Origin of the sequence: Serratia sp. AXJ-M, from assembly GCF_046531865.1 — a bacterium.
Taxonomy (GTDB): domain Bacteria; phylum Pseudomonadota; class Gammaproteobacteria; order Enterobacterales; family Enterobacteriaceae; genus Serratia; species Serratia liquefaciens.
Window position 1 is genome coordinate 5067487 of record NZ_CP059394.1, and the last position, 17169, is coordinate 5084655.

Here is a 17169-nt window from a genome sequence, read left to right on the forward strand (position 1 = left end):
AACTTTTCTTTTCACCTTTTACAGATGTTCAGTCTGCGAATCATTCATTTGGCAACGTTAAAATCTATGCAGAAACGCAGTGATGAAACATTAAGCTTTTTAACCGGTTAATCGCCGCATTGTACAAAGTTTCGTCATTGAAAAGGCATTTTGCTGTGACTAAGATGGATTTTTACAAATTCAAAATATAAGAAATATTATGCAAGCCTCCATCGCACCAACTCTGGACGCCGACGACGCGTCAACACCGGTTAACTCACGCGGAAAAGTGATTGTCGCCTCGCTGGTCGGGACCGCTATCGAGTTTTTCGATTTTTACATTTACGCCACCGCTGCGGTGATCGTTTTCCCGCATATCTTCTTCCCACAGGGTGATCCCACCACCGCCACGCTGCAGTCGCTGGCCACTTTCGCCGTCGCTTTCGTTGCGCGCCCTATTGGTTCGGCGCTGTTCGGCCACTTCGGCGATCGCGTTGGGCGTAAGGTGACCCTGGTCGCCTCACTGCTGACCATGGGGATTTCCACCGTGCTGATCGGCCTGCTGCCAAGCTACGAAACCATTGGTATCTTCGCACCAATCCTGCTGGCGCTGGCGCGCTTCGGTCAGGGTCTGGGCCTGGGCGGGGAATGGGGCGGCGCAGCCTTGCTGGCCACCGAGAATGCCCCGGCCAGAAAACGGGCGCTGTACGGTTCCTTCCCGCAGCTGGGTGCGCCTATCGGCTTCTTCTTCGCCAACGGGACCTTCCTGCTGCTCTCCTGGTTGCTGACTGACCAGCAGTTTATGGAATGGGGCTGGCGCGTGCCGTTTATTCTGTCCGCCGCGCTGGTGCTGATCGGGCTGTACGTACGAGTGTCACTGCATGAAACACCGGTATTCGCCAAGGTGGCAAAAGCCGGCAAGCAGGTGAAAATTCCGCTCGGCACCCTGCTCAGCAAGCACCTGAAGGTGACGATCCTCGGCACCTTCATCATGCTGGCAACCTATACGCTGTTCTACCTGATGACGGTCTACTCGATGACCTACGGCACCACGCCGCAGCCGCTGGGCTTGGGCTATTCGCGCAACAGCTTCCTGTGGATGCTGATGGTGGCGGTGATCGGCTTTGGCGTTATGGTACCGATTGCCGGTCTGCTGGCTGATGCCTTTGGCCGTCGCAAGACCATGATCGTCATTACTCTGCTGATGATCGCCTTCGCTTTCCTGTTCCCGAGCATGCTGGGTTCCGGAAACCAGGCTCTGGTGATGGGCTTCCTGCTGTGCGGCCTGAGCATCATGGGGTTGACCTTCGGCCCGATGGGCGCGCTGCTGCCGGAGCTGTTCCCGACGGAGGTGCGCTATACCGGCGCATCCTTCTCCTATAACGTCGCGTCAATCCTCGGGGCTGCGGTAGCGCCTTATATCGCCACCTGGCTGGCAACGCACTACGGCCTGTTCTATGTCGGTCTGTACCTGGCGGCCATGGCCAGCCTGACGCTGATCGCCCTGTTGTTGATGAAAGAGACCCGAGACAAGTCGCTGTAACCCCGCTTACGCGGCCCCCATCAGGCGGGCCGCACTTCCCGTATTGTCTCCTGTCATAAAATCGGACTATGCTGAACCCTTCCTCTTTGACAGAAATGGAAATCAATAATGTCTCTGCGCCGCAGACTGTTTTGGTACGTTGTGCCATTGGTGGTGATCGCCATTGCGCTGGCTGGCTGGTTCTGGCTAATACCCTCCAATTCAAACGCGCTATGGCGTATCGTCAGCCAACAGTGCCTGCCCAACCAACAAACGCATAACAACCCAGCACCTTGCGCGCAGGTAGACCCACAGGCCGGTTTTGTGGTGTTTAAGGATCGCAACGGGCCACTGCAGTATTTACTGATGCCAACGGCCAAAATCACCGGCATTGAAAGCCCGCAGGTGCTGGAAGCCACCACCCCAAACTTCTTTGAGCAAGCCTGGGCCGCACGGCATTTTATGGCGGATAAATACGGCAAAGAGATTGATGACGCCGATATTTCGCTGGCGATTAACTCGCAATATGGCCGAACGCAGAATCAGTTGCATATTCATATCTCCTGCCTGTTACCGGCGGTAAAAACGCAGTTGGCGCGATATGCGACAGAATACAGTGAACAGTGGGAACCCATGCCCGGCGGCTTGCTGGGGCACGACTATCTGGTACGTAAGGTCACCGCTAGTGATCTGAAAAAACAGGGGGCTTTCCGCCTGCTGGCAGAAGGGGTACCACGATCCGAAGGCCGCATGGGCAGTTTTGGCCTGGCAATGACCGCTTTGCCGGGCGGCGACTTCCTGCTGCTGGCCACCGAGCGCAGTTTGCTGCCGTTTACCCTGGCCTCGGCGGAAGAAATTCAGGATCACGACTGCCGGGTTCTGCAATAAAAATGGCCCGCAGTGCGGGCCATTAACGGTCATTTTTTCTTCTTCATCTGCTGCAGAATTTGTCCGCACTGGTTCTCCTCACCGCCTTCGCTCGGCGAAACCAGCGCCAACAATGCCGCTGCCGGCGTCAACACCACGCCCAGCGCTACCGCAGCCGCACCGCGCGCAATCAGCGGACCAGCCTTCACCCCAGCGTCCGGATGTGCGAAGGTGCCTTTCACATACAGCGGCGAACGCAGCGTCAGCACGCGCATCCCCTTACTTTCCGGATCGATGGACAGGTCCAGCCGCTCCGTGGCCAGATTGGTATTGCCGCTGATATTGATAATCGCGTTCTCGGTATCGAACACAAACAGCCGCGGTGCCGCCACGCCGGTGCTGATCCCGATGTCCGCCGCCGCACAGTTAATGCCCACGACGTCGTCGCCAAAAAGCTGCGCTACCAGATAGTTACCGACGTTGAGCCCGAGAATTTCCATCAGGCTACGGCTGATAACCCCATTGTTAATCACCATCCGCAGATCGCCGCTGCTGGTCGCCAGCAAGTCCGCCACCGAGTTGCCCGTGCCGGTGAGCTTGGCATCGCCGTTCAGCTGCCCCAGGCTACGTTTCATCGATCCCACGTTCGGCAACAGCTGCTTGAGCTGGAATTTCCGCGCGTGCATATCCACCCGACCCTGCATCGGATTCTTGCTGCCGTCGAGGCGCAGGGTGGCGTTGAGGTTACCGCCCGCCACGCCGAACCGCAGCGGATCCATCAGGATGGCGCCGTTGTTCAACTGCAGATGGGTATAGAGGTCGCTCAGCGGCAGTGAGCTGCCGTGCTCAATGCGCTTGGCGGTGAATTTGACGTCCGCATCCATCACCTTCCAGCTTTGGGTTTCAAACTTTTCTACCGGCAGCACCTTGCCGGCCGGCTGACGGCTTTTTTCGCCGCGTCCGGCTTTTTCGGTGTTGGAGTCCGCGCCAATCAACGGCGCCAGATCGGCGAAGCGCAGCTGCTTCGACAGTACCTCACCGCTTAGCTTCGGCCGGGGTTTGCTGGCGACATAGGTCAAATCACCGTGAATATCGCTGTCGCCGATTTTGCCGTCGAATTTTTGGTACTGGAATACGGCTCCGCCTTTCTCGTGCAGGCGAGCACTCAGATGACCATCGGTGGAGTAAGGCGGAGTATTCGGCAGCAGCACGCCGGTAAGGCCATACAGATTCCCCAGGCTGTCACCGGAGAATTTAAGCTGCAAGTCCAGCCCGCCGAGGTTCATCGGGTCGGACAGCGTACCTGCTACCACTACCCGGGTTGAGCCGGAACGCACATCTGCCTGCAGCGGGAATGGCAAGTCGGCACTTTGTAACGACAGCATACCGCCGATCTTGCCGCTGCCCGCCAGCGGCTCACCGTTATAGGTCCCCTTCACCTTCCAACCGAAAACATAGTCAGGCGTGATGGCTTTGCTGGCGTCTTTTTTGCCCGTCACTTCGCTGAACGGCAAAGGTTTGCCGAGCGGGTCAATCTCAGCGCGGAAATCGGCCTTCAGCGTGGCGTCTTTAAAAGCAATCTGACCCTTATCGAATACGATGTCATGAACGTTCACCGTCCAGTCGGACGGGGGCTGATTGGGATCGCCGGCCAGGTTAAAGGTCCAGTTATTCTCGCCATTGGCCAGACGCCGCAGGCTCGCGTTCGGCTGCTTCAGCCAAATACGCGGGATCAGCACCTCTTTGCCCAACAACGCCAATGGCGAGATGCTGGCTTCGACACGCTGCAACTGGACCATAGTGTCGCCCGGGATGTTTTCCGGGTTACCCAGCACGATATCTTCGGCATGAATATGCGGCCATGGCACCCAGGCACGCCAACCGCCTTCATCTTTGTCGCGCGTCCAGGCCACACCCAAGTCGCCACGGATAGCGAACGGACGGTGCAGCTCGGCAGACACCTTGTCGTTAATGGTCGGCTTGAGGCGATTCCAGTCGAAGGCCAGCGCAAAGATCACCAACGCGACGATGATCAGCAGCACAATACCGCCCACCCAAGTGAACGCCTTTCCTGTTTTTGTCATAATGGCTCCCTGAACGCGAAACTTGCCAACAATTGATAAGCAACTGTTATCAAGCCTAGCCGAGGATAGGCCAGAGTTCACGCTTTAGGGGACGAGGATCAGGCAGTCGGCACGGAAAACAATCTGGGCAAGGTTTGCAGAGTGTCGAAATGGGCCGGACGGGAAAGGTAGTACCCCTGCGCCGCCAGGGCACCAGAGCGCTGCACCAGCAGCCATTCCTGCTCGGTTTCCACCCCTTCAACAATCACTCCTTCGCTGTGCTGGTTCATTATTCTGACCAGCGTGGAGAGCAGTTGAATGCCATCCTCCGTCTGCTTAAGCAGGGTGAACAATTCACGCGCCACCTTGATGTATTGATAGCGCCAGGTACTGACGGCGGAGAAATTCGCCAACCCGCTACCGAAGTCATCCAACCACAGCCGCTCGGCCCCGGCAATTTGCTGCAACGGGCCGTTCAACGCCATTCCCGCGTGCTCCACCAGCTCGAAGCGCAGATAAGGCATGCTGGCAATCTGTCGTTGCAACACGTCGTGCCGCTGAAGCGCCTGCAGTGCTATGCCGTCGATATTGACCGATACCATCAACGAGTGACGGGTCAACAACGGCTGCCAGTGCTGGAGCAACGTCAGCTGTTCCTGAATGATCTGCAGGCGCTTGCGCACGTCAAGGGCAGCAAAATAGTGCTCCGGCGACAGCGGTTTGTCCGGTGCGTCAGGATGAGACACCGCCGTCAGCAGTTCGAGTGCCAGCAGAGTGCCACAGGTGCGGTAGATCGGCTGAAAAGTATACTGCCGCCGGCATTGCCGCCAAAAATGCTGTGCTTTTATATGTGTGCATACGGCAAGGAATGGCGCCAGCAGACCAGAAATCATCTTGGTTGTCATTGGGACTATCGCCATCGAAGGGACATGAAAACGCTCAGTCTGCGTGATTGCTTCCCTGGGTTTATCGGCAGCAGGCGATAAAACTTTAAGCGGCGGCAAAAGCCTTCTACAGTGAATAGCGATAACAAAAAACCAAGGAAAAAAACATGCCCTACGTAAATATCAAAATTACCCGTGAAGGTGCGACAGCGGAGCAAAAGAAACAGCTGATCGCCGGCGTGACACAACTGCTGGTGGATACGCTGGGGAAGAATCCGGCCACCACCGTGGTCGTCATCGATGAAGTAGAAACCGACAACTGGGGTATCGGCGGCAAATGCGTCACCGAGCTGCGCGCAGCCGCTAAATAACGGCGGACTCTTGTCTGCGGATCGGGAAATTTTTCAGTTTCCCGATCGTCGTCATAATTAAATTAAAACGTTGTTTTATTTTCGTTGACTCCCTCGCCCCTTGCCTTGAGACTGGATGGGTTTCGCATTCATTCACCTTCTTCTTTCAGCCAGGGCTCGTTGACTATGACCACCCAGAATCTTGCCGTGATCGGCGAATGCATGATTGAACTGTCGCAAAAAGGCGCGGACCTTAGCCGCGGCTTTGGCGGCGATACGCTAAACACCGCCGTTTACGTTGCCCGCCAGGTGGCAGAAAGCACGCTGCAGGTGCATTACGTTACCGCGCTCGGCACCGACAGTTTCAGCGATGAGATGCTGCACGCCTGGCAACAGGAGAAGGTCAATACGCGCCTGGTTCAACGGCTGGAAAACAAGCTGCCGGGCCTGTACGTGATCGAAACCGATGAGGCCGGCGAACGCACTTTCTATTACTGGCGCAATGACGCCGCCGCCCGTTACTGGCTGGCCAGCCCACAGGCGGAGACGTTATGCGAACAACTGGCCCACTTCGATTATCTATACCTTAGCGGCATCAGCGTGGCGATCCTCGACGCGGCCAGCCGCACCAAGCTGCTGGCATTACTGCGCCAGTGCCGCGCCAACGGTGGCAAAGTCATTTTCGATAACAACTATCGCCCGCGGCTGTGGCAAAACCGGGAAGAAACGCAGCAGGCTTATCGCGAGGTGCTGGCCTGCACCGATATCGCCTTCCTGACGCTGGATGACGAGGATTTGCTGTGGGGCAAACAGCCGGTGGAACAGGTGGTGCAGCGCACACAGCAGTTGGGCGTAATGGAGATTGTGATCAAACGCGGGGCAGAGGCCTGCCTGGTGTTCAGCGCCGAAGGCACCGAATTTGAAATCCCGGCGGTACGGCTGCCGAAAGAAAAAATAGTGGATACCACGGCGGCCGGGGACTCTTTCAGCGCAGGTTACCTGGCGGTACGCTTAACCGGCGGCGATGCCGTGCAGGCGGCTCAGCGCGGTCATCTCACCGCCAGCACGGTGATCCAGCATCGTGGCGCCATTATCCCACTCGCCGCCATGCCGCAATGAATCCGGTTCCGTAGAAATGCGAAAGGCCAGCAATAATGCTGGCCTTAGTCTGATGACAAACACCCGAAAAACGTGGTTTTCGGATGTTTGGGGTAAATCAGAAGACATAATCCTTTGTTTTTATTTGTCCTCAGATCAGGGCTTTTAACTGCATAGGACTTTGTCAGCGATCTGAGGCCAGCAATAATGCTGGCCTTTTTATTGGGCTCGAAAACCCATCTTAATACCCTATGGATTTCAGGTTGTAGCCAGGCGCCAAGCTATCTCATCCCCAGGAGCTTACCTTAGTCAGCGACTGGGGTGTGATAGTACAGGTAACAACGCTACAGCCTGAAAGACGACGGGTATTTAGCCTGCTACCGCGATACGTTTCATATCCGTCATATAACCACGCAGCTTACGGCCAACGGATTCGATTGGGTGATTGCGCACCGCTTCGTTCACGTCACGCAGTTGCGCGTTATCTACGGAAGTCCCGGCCACGGATTTGCCCAGATCACCCGCCTGCAGGGTAGTCATGAACTCTTTCAGCAATGGCACTGCCGCATTGGCAAACAGGTAGTTGCCGTACTCGGCGGTATCAGAGATAACCACGTTCATTTCGTACAGACGCTTACGCGCAATGGTGTTGGCGATCAGCGGCAGCTCGTGCAGTGATTCGTAGTAAGCGGATTCTTCGATGATACCTGCGTCAACCATGGTTTCAAACGCCAGCTCAACACCGGCTTTCACCATTGCCACCATCAGTACGCCGTGGTCAAAGTATTCCTGCTCGCTGATTTTGCCTTCGAACTGCGGCGCGTTTTCGAACGCCGACTTGCCGGTCTCTTCACGCCAGTTCAGCAGCTTCACGTCATCTTCTGCCCAGTCGGCCATCATGCCGCTGGAGAAGGCACCGGAGATGATGTCGTCCATGTGCTTCTGGAACAGCGGCGCCATGATCTCTTTCAGTTGCTCGGACAGCGCATAAGCACGCAGTTTAGCCGGGTTGGACAGACGGTCCATCATCAGGGTGATACCGCCCTGCTTCAGCGCTTCGGTGATGGTTTCCCAACCGAACTGGATCAGTTTTTCTGCATAAGCCGGGTCGGTACCTTCAGCAACCAGTTTATCGAAGCACAGCAGTGAACCCGCCTGCAGCATGCCGCACAGAATGGTCTGCTCGCCCATCAGGTCAGACTTCACTTCAGCGACGAAGGAAGACTCCAGAACGCCGGCGCGGTGACCGCCGGTCGCGGCAGCCCATGCCTTGGCAATCGCCATGCCTTCACCTTTAGGGTCGTTTTCCGGGTGAACCGCAATCAGGGTCGGTACGCCGAAACCACGTTTGTATTCTTCACGCACTTCGGTGCCCGGACATTTTGGCGCAACCATCACCACGGTAATGTCTTTACGTACTTGCTCACCCACTTCAACGATGTTGAAGCCGTGAGAGTAGCCCAGCGCCGCGCCGTCTTTCATCAGCGGCTGTACGGCACGCACTACCGAGGTGTGCTGCTTGTCCGGCGTCAGGTTAACCACCAGGTCGGCCTGCGGGATCAAGTCTTCGTAAGTCCCTACTTTAAAGCCGTTTTCGGTCGCTTTACGCCATGAAGGACGCTTTTCGTCGATAGCTTCTTTACGCAGGGCATAAGCCACATCCAGCCCCGAGTCACGCATGTTCAAGCCTTGGTTCAGGCCCTGTGCGCCACAGCCGACAATCACCACTTTTTTGCCTTTCAGGTAGCCGGCTTCATCAGCGAATTCTTCACGTGCCATAAAACGGCATTTACCCAATTGCGCCAACTGCTGACGCAGGTTCAATGTGTTGAAATAGTTAGCCATGGTGGTACTCCAGTTAGATGTTGTGTCTTGCATGTTATTTTCATTCCCCGCCTGTCTGTGCGGAGATTCGTTAAACTCAATGTATAACAGGAAACGCGTTGCTTAAATTGATATATTACGAATGTGATATTGCAATTTATGCAACACTCTTGCTGCGAGCGTACTGATATGGATTTGCGTGATTTAAAGCTGTTCCTTCATCTGGCCGAAAGCCACCATTTTGGCCGCACCGCCAAGGCGATGCACGTCAGTCCGTCGACGCTTTCCCGCCAGATCCAACGGCTGGAAGAGATCCTCGGGCAGCCGCTGTTTTTACGCGATAACCGCACCGTGCAGCTCACCGATGCCGGCGAGCAGCTAAAAGACTTTGCCCAGCAGACGCTGTTGCAATACCAGCAACTGAAGCATTCTCTCGGCCAGCACGGCCCTTCGCTGAGCGGCGAGCTGCGGCTGTTCTGCTCGGTCACCGCCGCCTACAGCCACCTGCCGCCGATCCTGGACCGCTTCCGCGCGCAACATCCGCTGGTGGAAATTAAACTCACCACCGGTGACGCTGCCGACGCCGTCGATAAGGTTCAGTCCAACGAAGCCGATCTGGGCATTGCCGGCCGGCCTGAAACCCTGCCCACCAGCGTAGCCTTCACCAAAATCGGCGAGATCCCGCTGGTATTGATTGCCCCGGCGCTGCCCTGCGCCGTGCGCAGCCAGGCATTTGCCGAGCAGCCCGACTGGGCCAATATTCCGTTTATCCTGCCGGAGCATGGCCCGTCGCGAAAACGTATCGAGCTGTGGTTCCGTCGCCAGCGCATCGCCAATCCGCTGATTTACGCCACCGTCGGCGGCCACGAGGCGATTGTTTCCATGGTGGCACTGGGCTGCGGCATCGCACTGATCCCCGGCGTGGTGGTGGACAACAGCCCGGAGCCGGTACGTAACCGCATCTCACAGTTAGAAAATATCTCTATGGTCGAACCGTTCGAACTGGGCGTCTGCGTGCAGAAAAAACGCCTCAGCGATCCGCTGATCGACGCTTTCTGGCGCTTGTTATTAACGGTCAAAAATCCTTAACACGACACCATTGCTTTTAAACACGATCATTTGAAATGCGAGATAGAAATACCCCAAAGATTTCATGTTGCAGCTAGTGCAGCCAACAACGCTGCAGCTTGAAAGACGACGGGTATTTAGAGATCTGCCGGATCGACTTGTTTCATCGCCTCTACCTGCATCAACCAATGGTAAAGCGGCTCCAACTGCTGAAAAGCTTGCGCCAGCGTCTGCGTCAGCCCGGCGTTGAATAACGTCTCCACCTGGCTGTCGGTAGCCATCACCGCAAAAGATTTGCGGTTGTACCAGGTGGCAATGTCTGCCGCCTGCTCTTTAACCAGCGGGCGTTTGTAGCTTTCTCCCACCAGCTCGAACGGCGGCTGACAACAGGCCGCGACCTCGAGAAAAGGCTGCGGCCGACGCTGCAGCGTATGACGAAACAGATCCATGGTTTGCTTGTTGGCACTGTAATAACCCAGCCCATAGCGCAACATGTCCGGCCCCAGTTCGAAGAAATAAACCGGGGCATCCTTCCAGTCTTTGCTCGGCCGTTTGAACGTCAACCACATGCGGCTGCGATAACGTGATTTATCATGAGAAAAACGCGTGTCGCGGTGTATACGCGACAGCGTTTTACCGATCGCCGGGCGGGTTTCAAACTGCGGATCAATCGCCAGCATCGTCGGGGCAAGCTCAGCCACCAGTGAGCGGAACGGCGTCAGCAGCTCACGATCGTAAACGCCGCGGTTGCCTTCAAACCATTCCTTGTCGTTCTCGATCCGCACCTGCTGAAGAAAATTCAGGCCCTGCTGGCTAAAGCCGTTAAATTTATCCGTCATGCGCCGTCCTTGTCGGTTCCCTCAGCCCTGCAAAAAGAAGCGGAACGCCGGGTTATCGGTTTCATCGTGGCAGTCGTAACCCAGCGCCTGCAAATGCTGCTCAAACTCAGGTTCGGTCTGCGACAGCTCAAAACCGGCCAACACGCGGCCAAAATCGGTGCCGTGGCTGCGGTAATGGAACAGCGAGATGTTCCAATGGGTGCCCAGAGTTTGCAGGAACTTCAGCAGCGCGCCCGGCGACTCCGGGAACTCAAAGCTGTACAGCCGCTCGCGCAGGGGTTTCGAAGGACGCCCACCGACCATGTATCGCACATGCAGTTTGGCCATTTCGTCATCGGACAGATCCACCACCTGATAACCGTCGGCGTTCAGCTCGTCGATGATTTCCAGACGTTCGGCATGGCCACGCGTCAGGCGGACACCGACGAAGATGCACGCGTTGTCCGCATCGGCGTAACGGTAGTTGAACTCGGTCACCGACCGGCCGCCCAGCAGTTGGCAAAACTTCAGGAAGCTGCCTTTCTGCTCAGGAATGGTCACTGCCAGCAGGGCTTCGCGTTGTTCGCCCAATTCGCAGCGTTCAGATACATAACGCAAGCCGTGGAAGTTCAGGTTGGCACCGGACAGCACGTGCGCCAGACGCTCGCCCTGGATGTTGTGCTGCTGAACGTATTTCTTCAGCCCGGCCAGTGCCAGCGCGCCGGAGGGTTCGGCAATGGCACGCACGTCTTCAAACAAATCTTTGACCGCCGCGCAGATAGCGTCGCTGTCGACGGTGATCACGTCGTCCAGATATTCCCGGCACAGGCGGAAGGTTTCATCACCGATGCGCTTCACCGCCACGCCTTCGGCAAACAGTCCGACTCGCGCCAAATCTACCGGATGCCCGGCATCCAGCGCCGCGCGCAGGCAGGCGGAGTCTTCCGCCTCCACGCCGATCACTTTGATCTGCGGCATCAGCTGTTTGATTAACACCGCAACACCCGCCGCCAGACCACCACCGCCAACCGGAACAAACACCCGGTCGAGATGCGCGTCCTGTTGCAGAAGCTCCATCGCCAACGTGCCCTGCCCGGCGATCACCGTTGGGTGATCGAACGGGGGAACGAAGGTCATGCCCTGCTTGTGCGAAAGCTCAATTGCCCTGGCCTTGGCTTCATCAAAGTTGGCGCCGTGCAACAGTACTTCGCCGCCGAAACCGCGTACCGCATCCACTTTGATGTCTGCGGTGGACACCGGCATGACGATCAGCGTTTTGATCCCCAGACGTTTTCCGGAGTAGGCCACGCCCTGCGCATGGTTGCCGGCCGAAGCCGTTACCACGCCGCGCGCTTTCTGCTCTTCGTTCAGGCTGGCGATCATGGCATAGGCCCCGCGCAGCTTGAAGCTGTGCACCGGCTGACGATCTTCGCGCTTCACCAGAATGGTGTTGCCGAGGCGCGAAGAAATTTTGCTCATGGCCTGTAACGGAGTGACCTGAGCCACCTCGTATACCGGCGAGCGGAGCACCGCTCGCAAATACTCCGCGCCGCAGGGGGCGTCGGGTAGGGGTTGCGATACCGCCATGATGCTTAGCCTCCCAGCTTGCTCTTGTCGCGTACTGCACCTTTGTCAGCGCTGGTTGCCAACATGGCATAGGCACGCAGCGCCAAGGAAACCTGACGCTCACGGTTTTTCGGTGTCCAGGCGCGATCGCCACGTGCCAGCTCAACTTCACGGCGTGCCGCCAGTTCGCTGTCCGAAACGTCCAGCACCATGCTGCGTTGAGGAATATTGATGTCGATCATGTCGCCATCTTCGATCAGCGCAATCAGGCCGCCGCTGCCCGCTTCCGGTGAAACGTGGCCGATTGACAGGCCCGAGGTGCCGCCGGAAAAACGTCCGTCGGTGATCAGCGCACAGGCTTTGCCCAGGCCCATGGATTTCAGGTAGGTGGTTGGGTAAAGCATTTCCTGCATGCCCGGCCCGCCTTTCGGCCCTTCGTAGCGGATCACCACCACGTCACCGGCAACCACTTTGCCGCCGAGGATAGCGTCCACCGCCGAGTCCTGGCTTTCGTACACTTTGGCCGGACCGCGGAAGGTCAGGTTGTCTTTATCGACGCCGGCGGTCTTAACGATGCTGCCGTCCTGCGCCATGTTGCCGTACAGCACGGCCAAGCCGCCATCCTGGCTGAACGCATTTTCCAGCGAGCGGATACAGCCCTCTGCGCGATCGTCGTCCAGCGTATCCCAGCGGCAGTCCTGCGAGAACGCCTGGGTGGTACGAATGCCCGCCGGGCCGGCGCGGAACATTTTTTTCACCGCCTCATCTTTGGTCAGCATGATGTCATACCGCTCCAGCGTCTGTGGCAGGGTCAGGCCCAGTATGTTGTTCACATCGCGGTTCAACAGGCCTGCGCGATCCAGCTCACCGAGGATCGCCAGCACGCCACCGGCACGGTGCACGTCTTCCATATGGTATTTCGGGGTGCTTGGCGCCACTTTACACAGGTGCGGTACCTTGCGTGACAGGCGGTCGATATCTTCCATGGTGAAATCAATTTCGCCCTCCTGCGCTGCAGCCAACAGGTGCAGCACGGTGTTGGTCGAGCCGCCCATGGCGATATCCAGCGTCATGGCGTTTTCAAACGCCGCCTTGTTGGCGATGCTGCGCGGCAGTGCGCTTTCATCGTCCTGTTCGTAATAGCGCTTGGTCAGGGCAACGATGCGTTTACCTGCGTTGAGGAACAGATCCTTACGGTCGGCATGGGTCGCCAGCAGCGAGCCGTTGCCCGGTTGCGACAGGCCCAGCGCTTCGGTCAAACAGTTCATTGAGTTGGCGGTGAACATGCCGGAACAGGAACCGCAGGTCGGGCAGGCGGAGCGTTCGATTTGTTCGCTGTCGGCGTCGCTGACGTTCGGGTTAGCCCCCTGGATCATTGCGTCCACCAGATCCAGCTTGATGATTTGATTGGAGAGCTTGGTTTTACCGGCCTCCATCGGGCCGCCGGAAACGAAGATCACCGGAATGTTCAGGCGCAATGACGCCATCAGCATGCCCGGGGTGATTTTGTCGCAGTTGGAAATGCACACCATCGCATCCGCGCAGTGGGCATTCACCATGTATTCCACCGAGTCGGCGATCAGTTCGCGTGACGGCAAGGAATAGAGCATACCGCCGTGGCCCATGGCGATACCGTCATCCACCGCAATGGTGTTGAACTCTTTGGCAACGCCGCCTGAGGCTTCGATCTGTTCTGCAACCAGCTTGCCCAAATCACGCAGATGCACATGGCCCGGAACGAACTGGGTAAAAGAGTTGACCACCGCAATAATGGGTTTGCCAAAATCGTCGTCGGTCATTCCGGTCGCGCGCCATAATGCGCGGGCACCCGCCATGTTGCGGCCGTGGGTGGTGGTGGCGGAACGGTACTTAGGCATGCTCTTCACTCCAAATGTATTTATTACAGGCGGCGAACGAACCGCCTGGATATTCTTGTCTGTCTGTCGTTTTACCCTAACAGGTAACGTCGTTATTTATGGGTTTACCGGATCCAGCCAGCCGTATTTGTCTTCGGTCTTGCCGGTAAACAGGCCAAAGAACGCCTGTTGAATTTGTTTGGTCACCGGGCCACATTTGCCAATGCCGACCTGGATGCCGTCGACGCTGCGCACCGGGGTGATTTCCGCCGCGGTGCCGGACATGAACACTTCGTCGGCCAGGTACAGCGATTCGCGGGACAGCACCTGCTCACGCACTTCGAAGCCCATGTCTCTCGCCAGTTTGATGATGGCGTCGCGGGTAATGCCCGGCAGCGCGGAAGAGGTGAACGGCGGGGTGAACAACACGCCGTCTTTCACTTCAAACAGGTTCTCGCCTGCCCCTTCGGAAATATAGCCGTGCACGTCGAGCGCAATCCCTTCCTGATAACCGTGGCGGCGCGCTTCGCTGCCCACCAGCAGGGAGGAAAGGTAGTTACCACCGGCTTTGGCCGCGGTGGGGATGGTATTTGGCGCCACGCGGTGCCAGGACGAAACCATCGCATCGATGCCTTGCTCCAGCGCCTCTTCACCCAGGTACGCGCCCCAAGGAAACGCCGCGATAATCACGTCTGTCTTGTAGCCGGCCGGCGGGTTAACCCCCATGCCGACGTCGCCCACAAACACCAGCGGGCGAATATAAGCGCTGACCAGGTTGTTTTTACGCAGCGTAGCGCGACAGGCTTCCATCAGCTCATCAACGCTTTGTGATACCGGCATGCGGTAGATTTTTGCCGAGTCGTGCAGGCGTTGCATATGCTCGCGGTGACGGAACACCACCGGGCCTTTATGGGAGTCATAGCAACGAACGCCTTCAAACACCGAAGTGCCGTAGTGCAGCGCATGCGACATCACGTGCACTTTGGCGTCAGCCCAGGGAACCATCTCACCATTGAACCAAATGTAATCGGCTTTCTTCGTCATTGTTCTTTATCCTTCTCACGCATCAGGCGCTTATTTGTTGTGATGTTTGCTGTTGGATCTCAACGCAGGAGACGTCCATCAGTTTGCTCAACTGAGATGACAGTAGATCCACCGGGCGCTGGCTGGCAACGGTCAATTCAATATTAATCTTGTCGGTATTTGACGCCGAAACCATATTCATAGCACAAACCTGAAAGCCACGATGACGCACGACGCGCAATACGCGCTCTAACATTTCAGGGCGAAAACGGGCCTGGATTGAGAGTTGATGCTGCATCATGAGATTTTCTCCAACATGGTTTCGTTACCGGCACCCGGCGGCACCAGCGGCCAGACGTTTTCGAGTTCATCGATCGACACGTGCAGCAGGTAAGGCCCTTCGCTGTTGAATAAGGCGTCGAGCGCGTCTGCCACCTGGTCTTTACGGGTGATACGCTGGCCGGGAATGCCAAAGGCGTTGGCCAACATCAGGAAATCGGGGTTATCGGAGAGATTGGTTTCGCTGTAACGCCCGTCAAAAAACAGCTGCTGCCACTGGCGAACCATGCCTAAACGCTGGTTATCCAGTAATACGATTTTCAGCGGCAGCTGTTTGCGTTTTATGGTGCCCAGTTCCTGTACGTTCATCATGAAGGAACCGTCGCCCGATACGCAGATCACCGTATCCTCAGGGCGCGCCATCTGGGCGCCAACCGCGGCCGGCACGCCGAACCCCATAGTGCCCAGACCGCTGGAAGTGATGAAATTCTCCGGGCGCTCGAAGGTCATGTGCTGCGCACTCCACATCTGGTGCTGGCCCACGTCGGTAGTCACCACGCTGTTGGCCGGCTTGCGCTCGGACAGCTGTTTCAACAACAGCGGCGCGTAGATCGGCTGGCCCGGATGATCATAACGCCAGGTGTGGGCTTCCTTCAGCTCAACCACCCGCTGCTGCCAGGCGGCAATCTTCAGCGGCTGCTGCAACGCCGGCAGCAAGGCCTTCAAGTCGCCCTCCAGCGCGACGTGTGCCTGACGCAATTTGCTCATTTCCGCCGGATCGATATCCATGTGGATCACTTTTGCATGCGGCGCAAACGCATTCAGTTTCCCGGTCACGCGATCGTCGAAACGCGCGCCGACAGCGATCAGCAGATCGCACTCCTGCACCGCCAGGTTGGCGCCCTTGGTACCGTGCATGCCCAGCATACCGAGGTAATACGGGTGAGCAGCATCCGCCGCGCCCAACCCTTTCAGCGTGACAACGTTGGGCATTTGAGTCACCGCGATAAACTCACGCAGTGCCGGTACCGCCTGCGCCATGCCTACGCCGCCGCCGATGTATAACATCGGTTTGTGAGCCTGCGCCAGCAACTCGGCGGCCTGCGCCACCTCCGCCGCCGGGTAATGCAACTCTTCGACGACCGGCACCAGGTGCGGGTGCAGCTCGCCGTGGGCCAGTTGGATGTCTTTCGGGATGTCGATCAGCACCGGGCCAGGGCGGCCGCTACAGGCGATGGCAAAGGCTTCTGCCATGATGCCCGGCAGCGCGTCCAGTGATTCCACCAGGAAGCTGTGTTTGGTGCAGGCCAGAGACAGGCCGAGAACATCGATCTCCTGAAAGGCATCGGTGCCAATCAGCGCGGAACCCACCTGGCCGGTGATGGCCACTACCGGAACCGAATCCAGCAGCGCATCGGCCAGGCCGGTGATCAAATTGGTGGCACCGGGACCAGAGGTGGCGATACAAACACCGACTTTGCCGGTTGCGCGGGCATAACCAATGGCAGCCATTGCGGCGCCTTGTTCGTGGCGGCACAGTAGGTGTTCTACCCCACCGTCATACAATGCATCGTAGACCGGCATGATTGCGCCACCTGGATAGCCGAATACCTTATCAACTCCCTGTGCACGCAATGCTTGTACTACCCACTGAGCCCCGTTCATAGTTATTTCCCCGCCTTACTTCGACAACTGCAGGATTTTGTTCTGTTATTCATATTCTTATCCTCGCTTCACTTTTCTCTTGCCAATAAAAAACCCCCGGACCTTTCGGTGCGGGGGTTCTCTTGCGATTCCGGCTTGTTTTCTAAGCCATTCTTCGTCCAAGTGCAGCCCCGCACGGTGGGATAATAATCACCACCACGCTAATCACGACTAGGCTAATCACTTGGGCAAAGGCTTTCATAATGGGTTTGTTCACTGTGCTCGTTTCGAACTAATACCTACAGAGTTACCATAGTCCCGCGCGGCA

At 57.2% G+C, this 17169-nt stretch carries 15 protein-coding genes; 5 read left to right on the forward strand and 10 right to left on the reverse strand.

Annotation, left to right across the window (positions count from 1 at the left end; genetic code table 11):
• Positions 1–199: 199 nt before the first annotated feature.
• Together H0S68_RS23595 and H0S68_RS23600 are read left to right on the forward strand one after the other, a co-directional pair.
• Entirely contained in the window at positions 200–1522 is a 1323-nt protein-coding gene (locus tag H0S68_RS23595; RefSeq protein ID WP_020837472.1) for an MFS transporter, read from the forward strand.
• 108 nt (positions 1523–1630) lie between these two features.
• The gene (locus tag H0S68_RS23600; RefSeq protein WP_142816230.1) at positions 1631–2389 is read left to right on the forward strand and encodes a CDP-diacylglycerol diphosphatase; all 759 of its coding nucleotides are present in this window, start codon (positions 1631–1633) and stop codon (positions 2387–2389) included.
• Between the two features lie 29 nt (positions 2390–2418).
• Here H0S68_RS23600 and H0S68_RS23605 read toward each other — a convergent pair whose 3' ends face one another.
• Positions 2419–4452, reverse strand: coding sequence for an AsmA family protein (locus H0S68_RS23605; RefSeq protein WP_217331861.1), 2034 nt, complete (start codon positions 4450–4452; stop codon positions 2419–2421).
• 98 nt (positions 4453–4550) lie between these two features.
• Positions 4551–5336: a cyclic-guanylate-specific phosphodiesterase gene (gene pdeH, locus H0S68_RS23610; protein WP_410529050.1), complete on the reverse strand. Its 786-nt coding sequence runs from the start codon at positions 5334–5336 to the stop codon at positions 4551–4553.
• Between the two features lie 146 nt (positions 5337–5482).
• Between pdeH and H0S68_RS23615 the strand changes: the two genes are divergently transcribed.
• A complete protein-coding gene (locus H0S68_RS23615) occupies positions 5483–5686 on the forward strand; it encodes a 2-hydroxymuconate tautomerase family protein (RefSeq protein WP_020837477.1) in 204 nt (67 codons plus the stop codon).
• A 165-nt stretch (positions 5687–5851) separates the two neighbouring features.
• Positions 5852–6784, forward strand: a complete 933-nt coding sequence (locus H0S68_RS23620) for a sugar kinase (RefSeq protein WP_128865710.1) — start codon at positions 5852–5854, stop codon at positions 6782–6784.
• A 348-nt stretch (positions 6785–7132) separates the two neighbouring features.
• Here the strand turns inward: H0S68_RS23620 and ilvC are convergent, their stop codons facing one another.
• On the reverse strand, positions 7133–8608 hold the full coding sequence (gene ilvC / locus H0S68_RS23625; protein ID WP_046374902.1) for a ketol-acid reductoisomerase: 1476 nt from the start codon (positions 8606–8608) through the stop codon (positions 7133–7135).
• Between the two features lie 168 nt (positions 8609–8776).
• Between ilvC and ilvY the strand changes: the two genes are divergently transcribed.
• A complete protein-coding gene (ilvY, locus tag H0S68_RS23630) occupies positions 8777–9676 on the forward strand; it encodes an HTH-type transcriptional activator IlvY (RefSeq protein ID WP_020837481.1) in 900 nt (299 codons plus the stop codon).
• 116 nt (positions 9677–9792) lie between these two features.
• On the opposite strand, the gene H0S68_RS23635 is transcribed toward ilvY, so the two are convergent.
• The 7 genes from H0S68_RS23635 to ilvL form a co-directional block, all read right to left on the reverse strand.
• Entirely contained in the window at positions 9793–10494 is a 702-nt protein-coding gene (locus H0S68_RS23635) for a DUF2461 domain-containing protein (protein WP_020837483.1), read from the reverse strand.
• A gap of 21 nt (positions 10495–10515) precedes the next feature.
• Positions 10516–12060 carry a threonine ammonia-lyase, biosynthetic gene (gene ilvA / locus H0S68_RS23640; RefSeq protein WP_041415091.1) on the reverse strand — a complete coding sequence of 515 codons (1545 nt, stop codon included), beginning with the start codon at positions 12058–12060 and terminating at the stop codon, positions 10516–10518.
• Between the two features lie 5 nt (positions 12061–12065).
• Complete coding sequence (gene ilvD, locus H0S68_RS23645) at positions 12066–13916, reverse strand: dihydroxy-acid dehydratase (protein ID WP_048762615.1); 1851 nt, start codon at positions 13914–13916, stop codon at positions 12066–12068.
• 96 nt (positions 13917–14012) lie between these two features.
• Positions 14013–14939: a branched-chain-amino-acid transaminase gene (gene ilvE / locus H0S68_RS23650; protein ID WP_410529051.1), complete on the reverse strand. Its 927-nt coding sequence runs from the start codon at positions 14937–14939 to the stop codon at positions 14013–14015.
• 22 nt (positions 14940–14961) lie between these two features.
• Positions 14962–15219 carry an acetolactate synthase 2 small subunit gene (ilvM, locus tag H0S68_RS23655; RefSeq protein WP_020837489.1) on the reverse strand — a complete coding sequence of 86 codons (258 nt, stop codon included), beginning with the start codon at positions 15217–15219 and terminating at the stop codon, positions 14962–14964.
• On the reverse strand, positions 15216–16862 hold the full coding sequence (gene ilvG, locus H0S68_RS23660; protein ID WP_020837490.1) for an acetolactate synthase 2 catalytic subunit: 1647 nt from the start codon (positions 16860–16862) through the stop codon (positions 15216–15218). Before ilvG ends, ilvM begins: the two co-directional genes overlap by 4 nt.
• Positions 16863–17004: 142 nt before the next feature.
• Positions 17005–17103 (reverse strand): ilv operon leader peptide, encoded by a 99-nt coding sequence (gene ilvL / locus H0S68_RS23665; RefSeq protein ID WP_015962288.1) that lies wholly within the window; start codon positions 17101–17103, stop codon positions 17005–17007.
• Positions 17104–17169: the final 66 nt, after the last annotated feature.

Bases quoted from the DNA above. Each gene is read 5' to 3' on its own strand.
- H0S68_RS23595 (WP_020837472.1), top strand. From the start codon at position 200: ATGCAAGCCTCCATCGCACCAACTCTGGACGCCGACGACGCGTCAACA.
- H0S68_RS23600 (WP_142816230.1), top strand. From the start codon at position 1,631: ATGTCTCTGCGCCGCAGACTGTTTTGGTACGTTGTGCCATTGGTGGTG.
- H0S68_RS23605 (WP_217331861.1), bottom strand. From the start codon at position 4,452: ATGACAAAAACAGGAAAGGCGTTCACTTGGGTGGGCGGTATTGTGCTG.
- pdeH (WP_410529050.1), bottom strand. From the start codon at position 5,336: ATGACAACCAAGATGATTTCTGGTCTGCTGGCGCCATTCCTTGCCGTA.
- H0S68_RS23615 (WP_020837477.1), top strand. From the start codon at position 5,483: ATGCCCTACGTAAATATCAAAATTACCCGTGAAGGTGCGACAGCGGAG.
- H0S68_RS23620 (WP_128865710.1), top strand. From the start codon at position 5,852: ATGACCACCCAGAATCTTGCCGTGATCGGCGAATGCATGATTGAACTG.
- ilvC (WP_046374902.1), bottom strand. From the start codon at position 8,608: ATGGCTAACTATTTCAACACATTGAACCTGCGTCAGCAGTTGGCGCAA.
- ilvY (WP_020837481.1), top strand. From the start codon at position 8,777: ATGGATTTGCGTGATTTAAAGCTGTTCCTTCATCTGGCCGAAAGCCAC.
- H0S68_RS23635 (WP_020837483.1), bottom strand. From the start codon at position 10,494: ATGACGGATAAATTTAACGGCTTTAGCCAGCAGGGCCTGAATTTTCTT.
- ilvA (WP_041415091.1), bottom strand. From the start codon at position 12,060: ATGGCGGTATCGCAACCCCTACCCGACGCCCCCTGCGGCGCGGAGTAT.
- ilvD (WP_048762615.1), bottom strand. From the start codon at position 13,916: ATGCCTAAGTACCGTTCCGCCACCACCACCCACGGCCGCAACATGGCG.
- ilvE (WP_410529051.1), bottom strand. From the start codon at position 14,939: ATGACGAAGAAAGCCGATTACATTTGGTTCAATGGTGAGATGGTTCCC.
- ilvM (WP_020837489.1), bottom strand. From the start codon at position 15,219: ATGATGCAGCATCAACTCTCAATCCAGGCCCGTTTTCGCCCTGAAATG.
- ilvG (WP_020837490.1), bottom strand. From the start codon at position 16,862: ATGAACGGGGCTCAGTGGGTAGTACAAGCATTGCGTGCACAGGGAGTT.
- ilvL (WP_015962288.1), bottom strand. From the start codon at position 17,103: ATGAAAGCCTTTGCCCAAGTGATTAGCCTAGTCGTGATTAGCGTGGTG.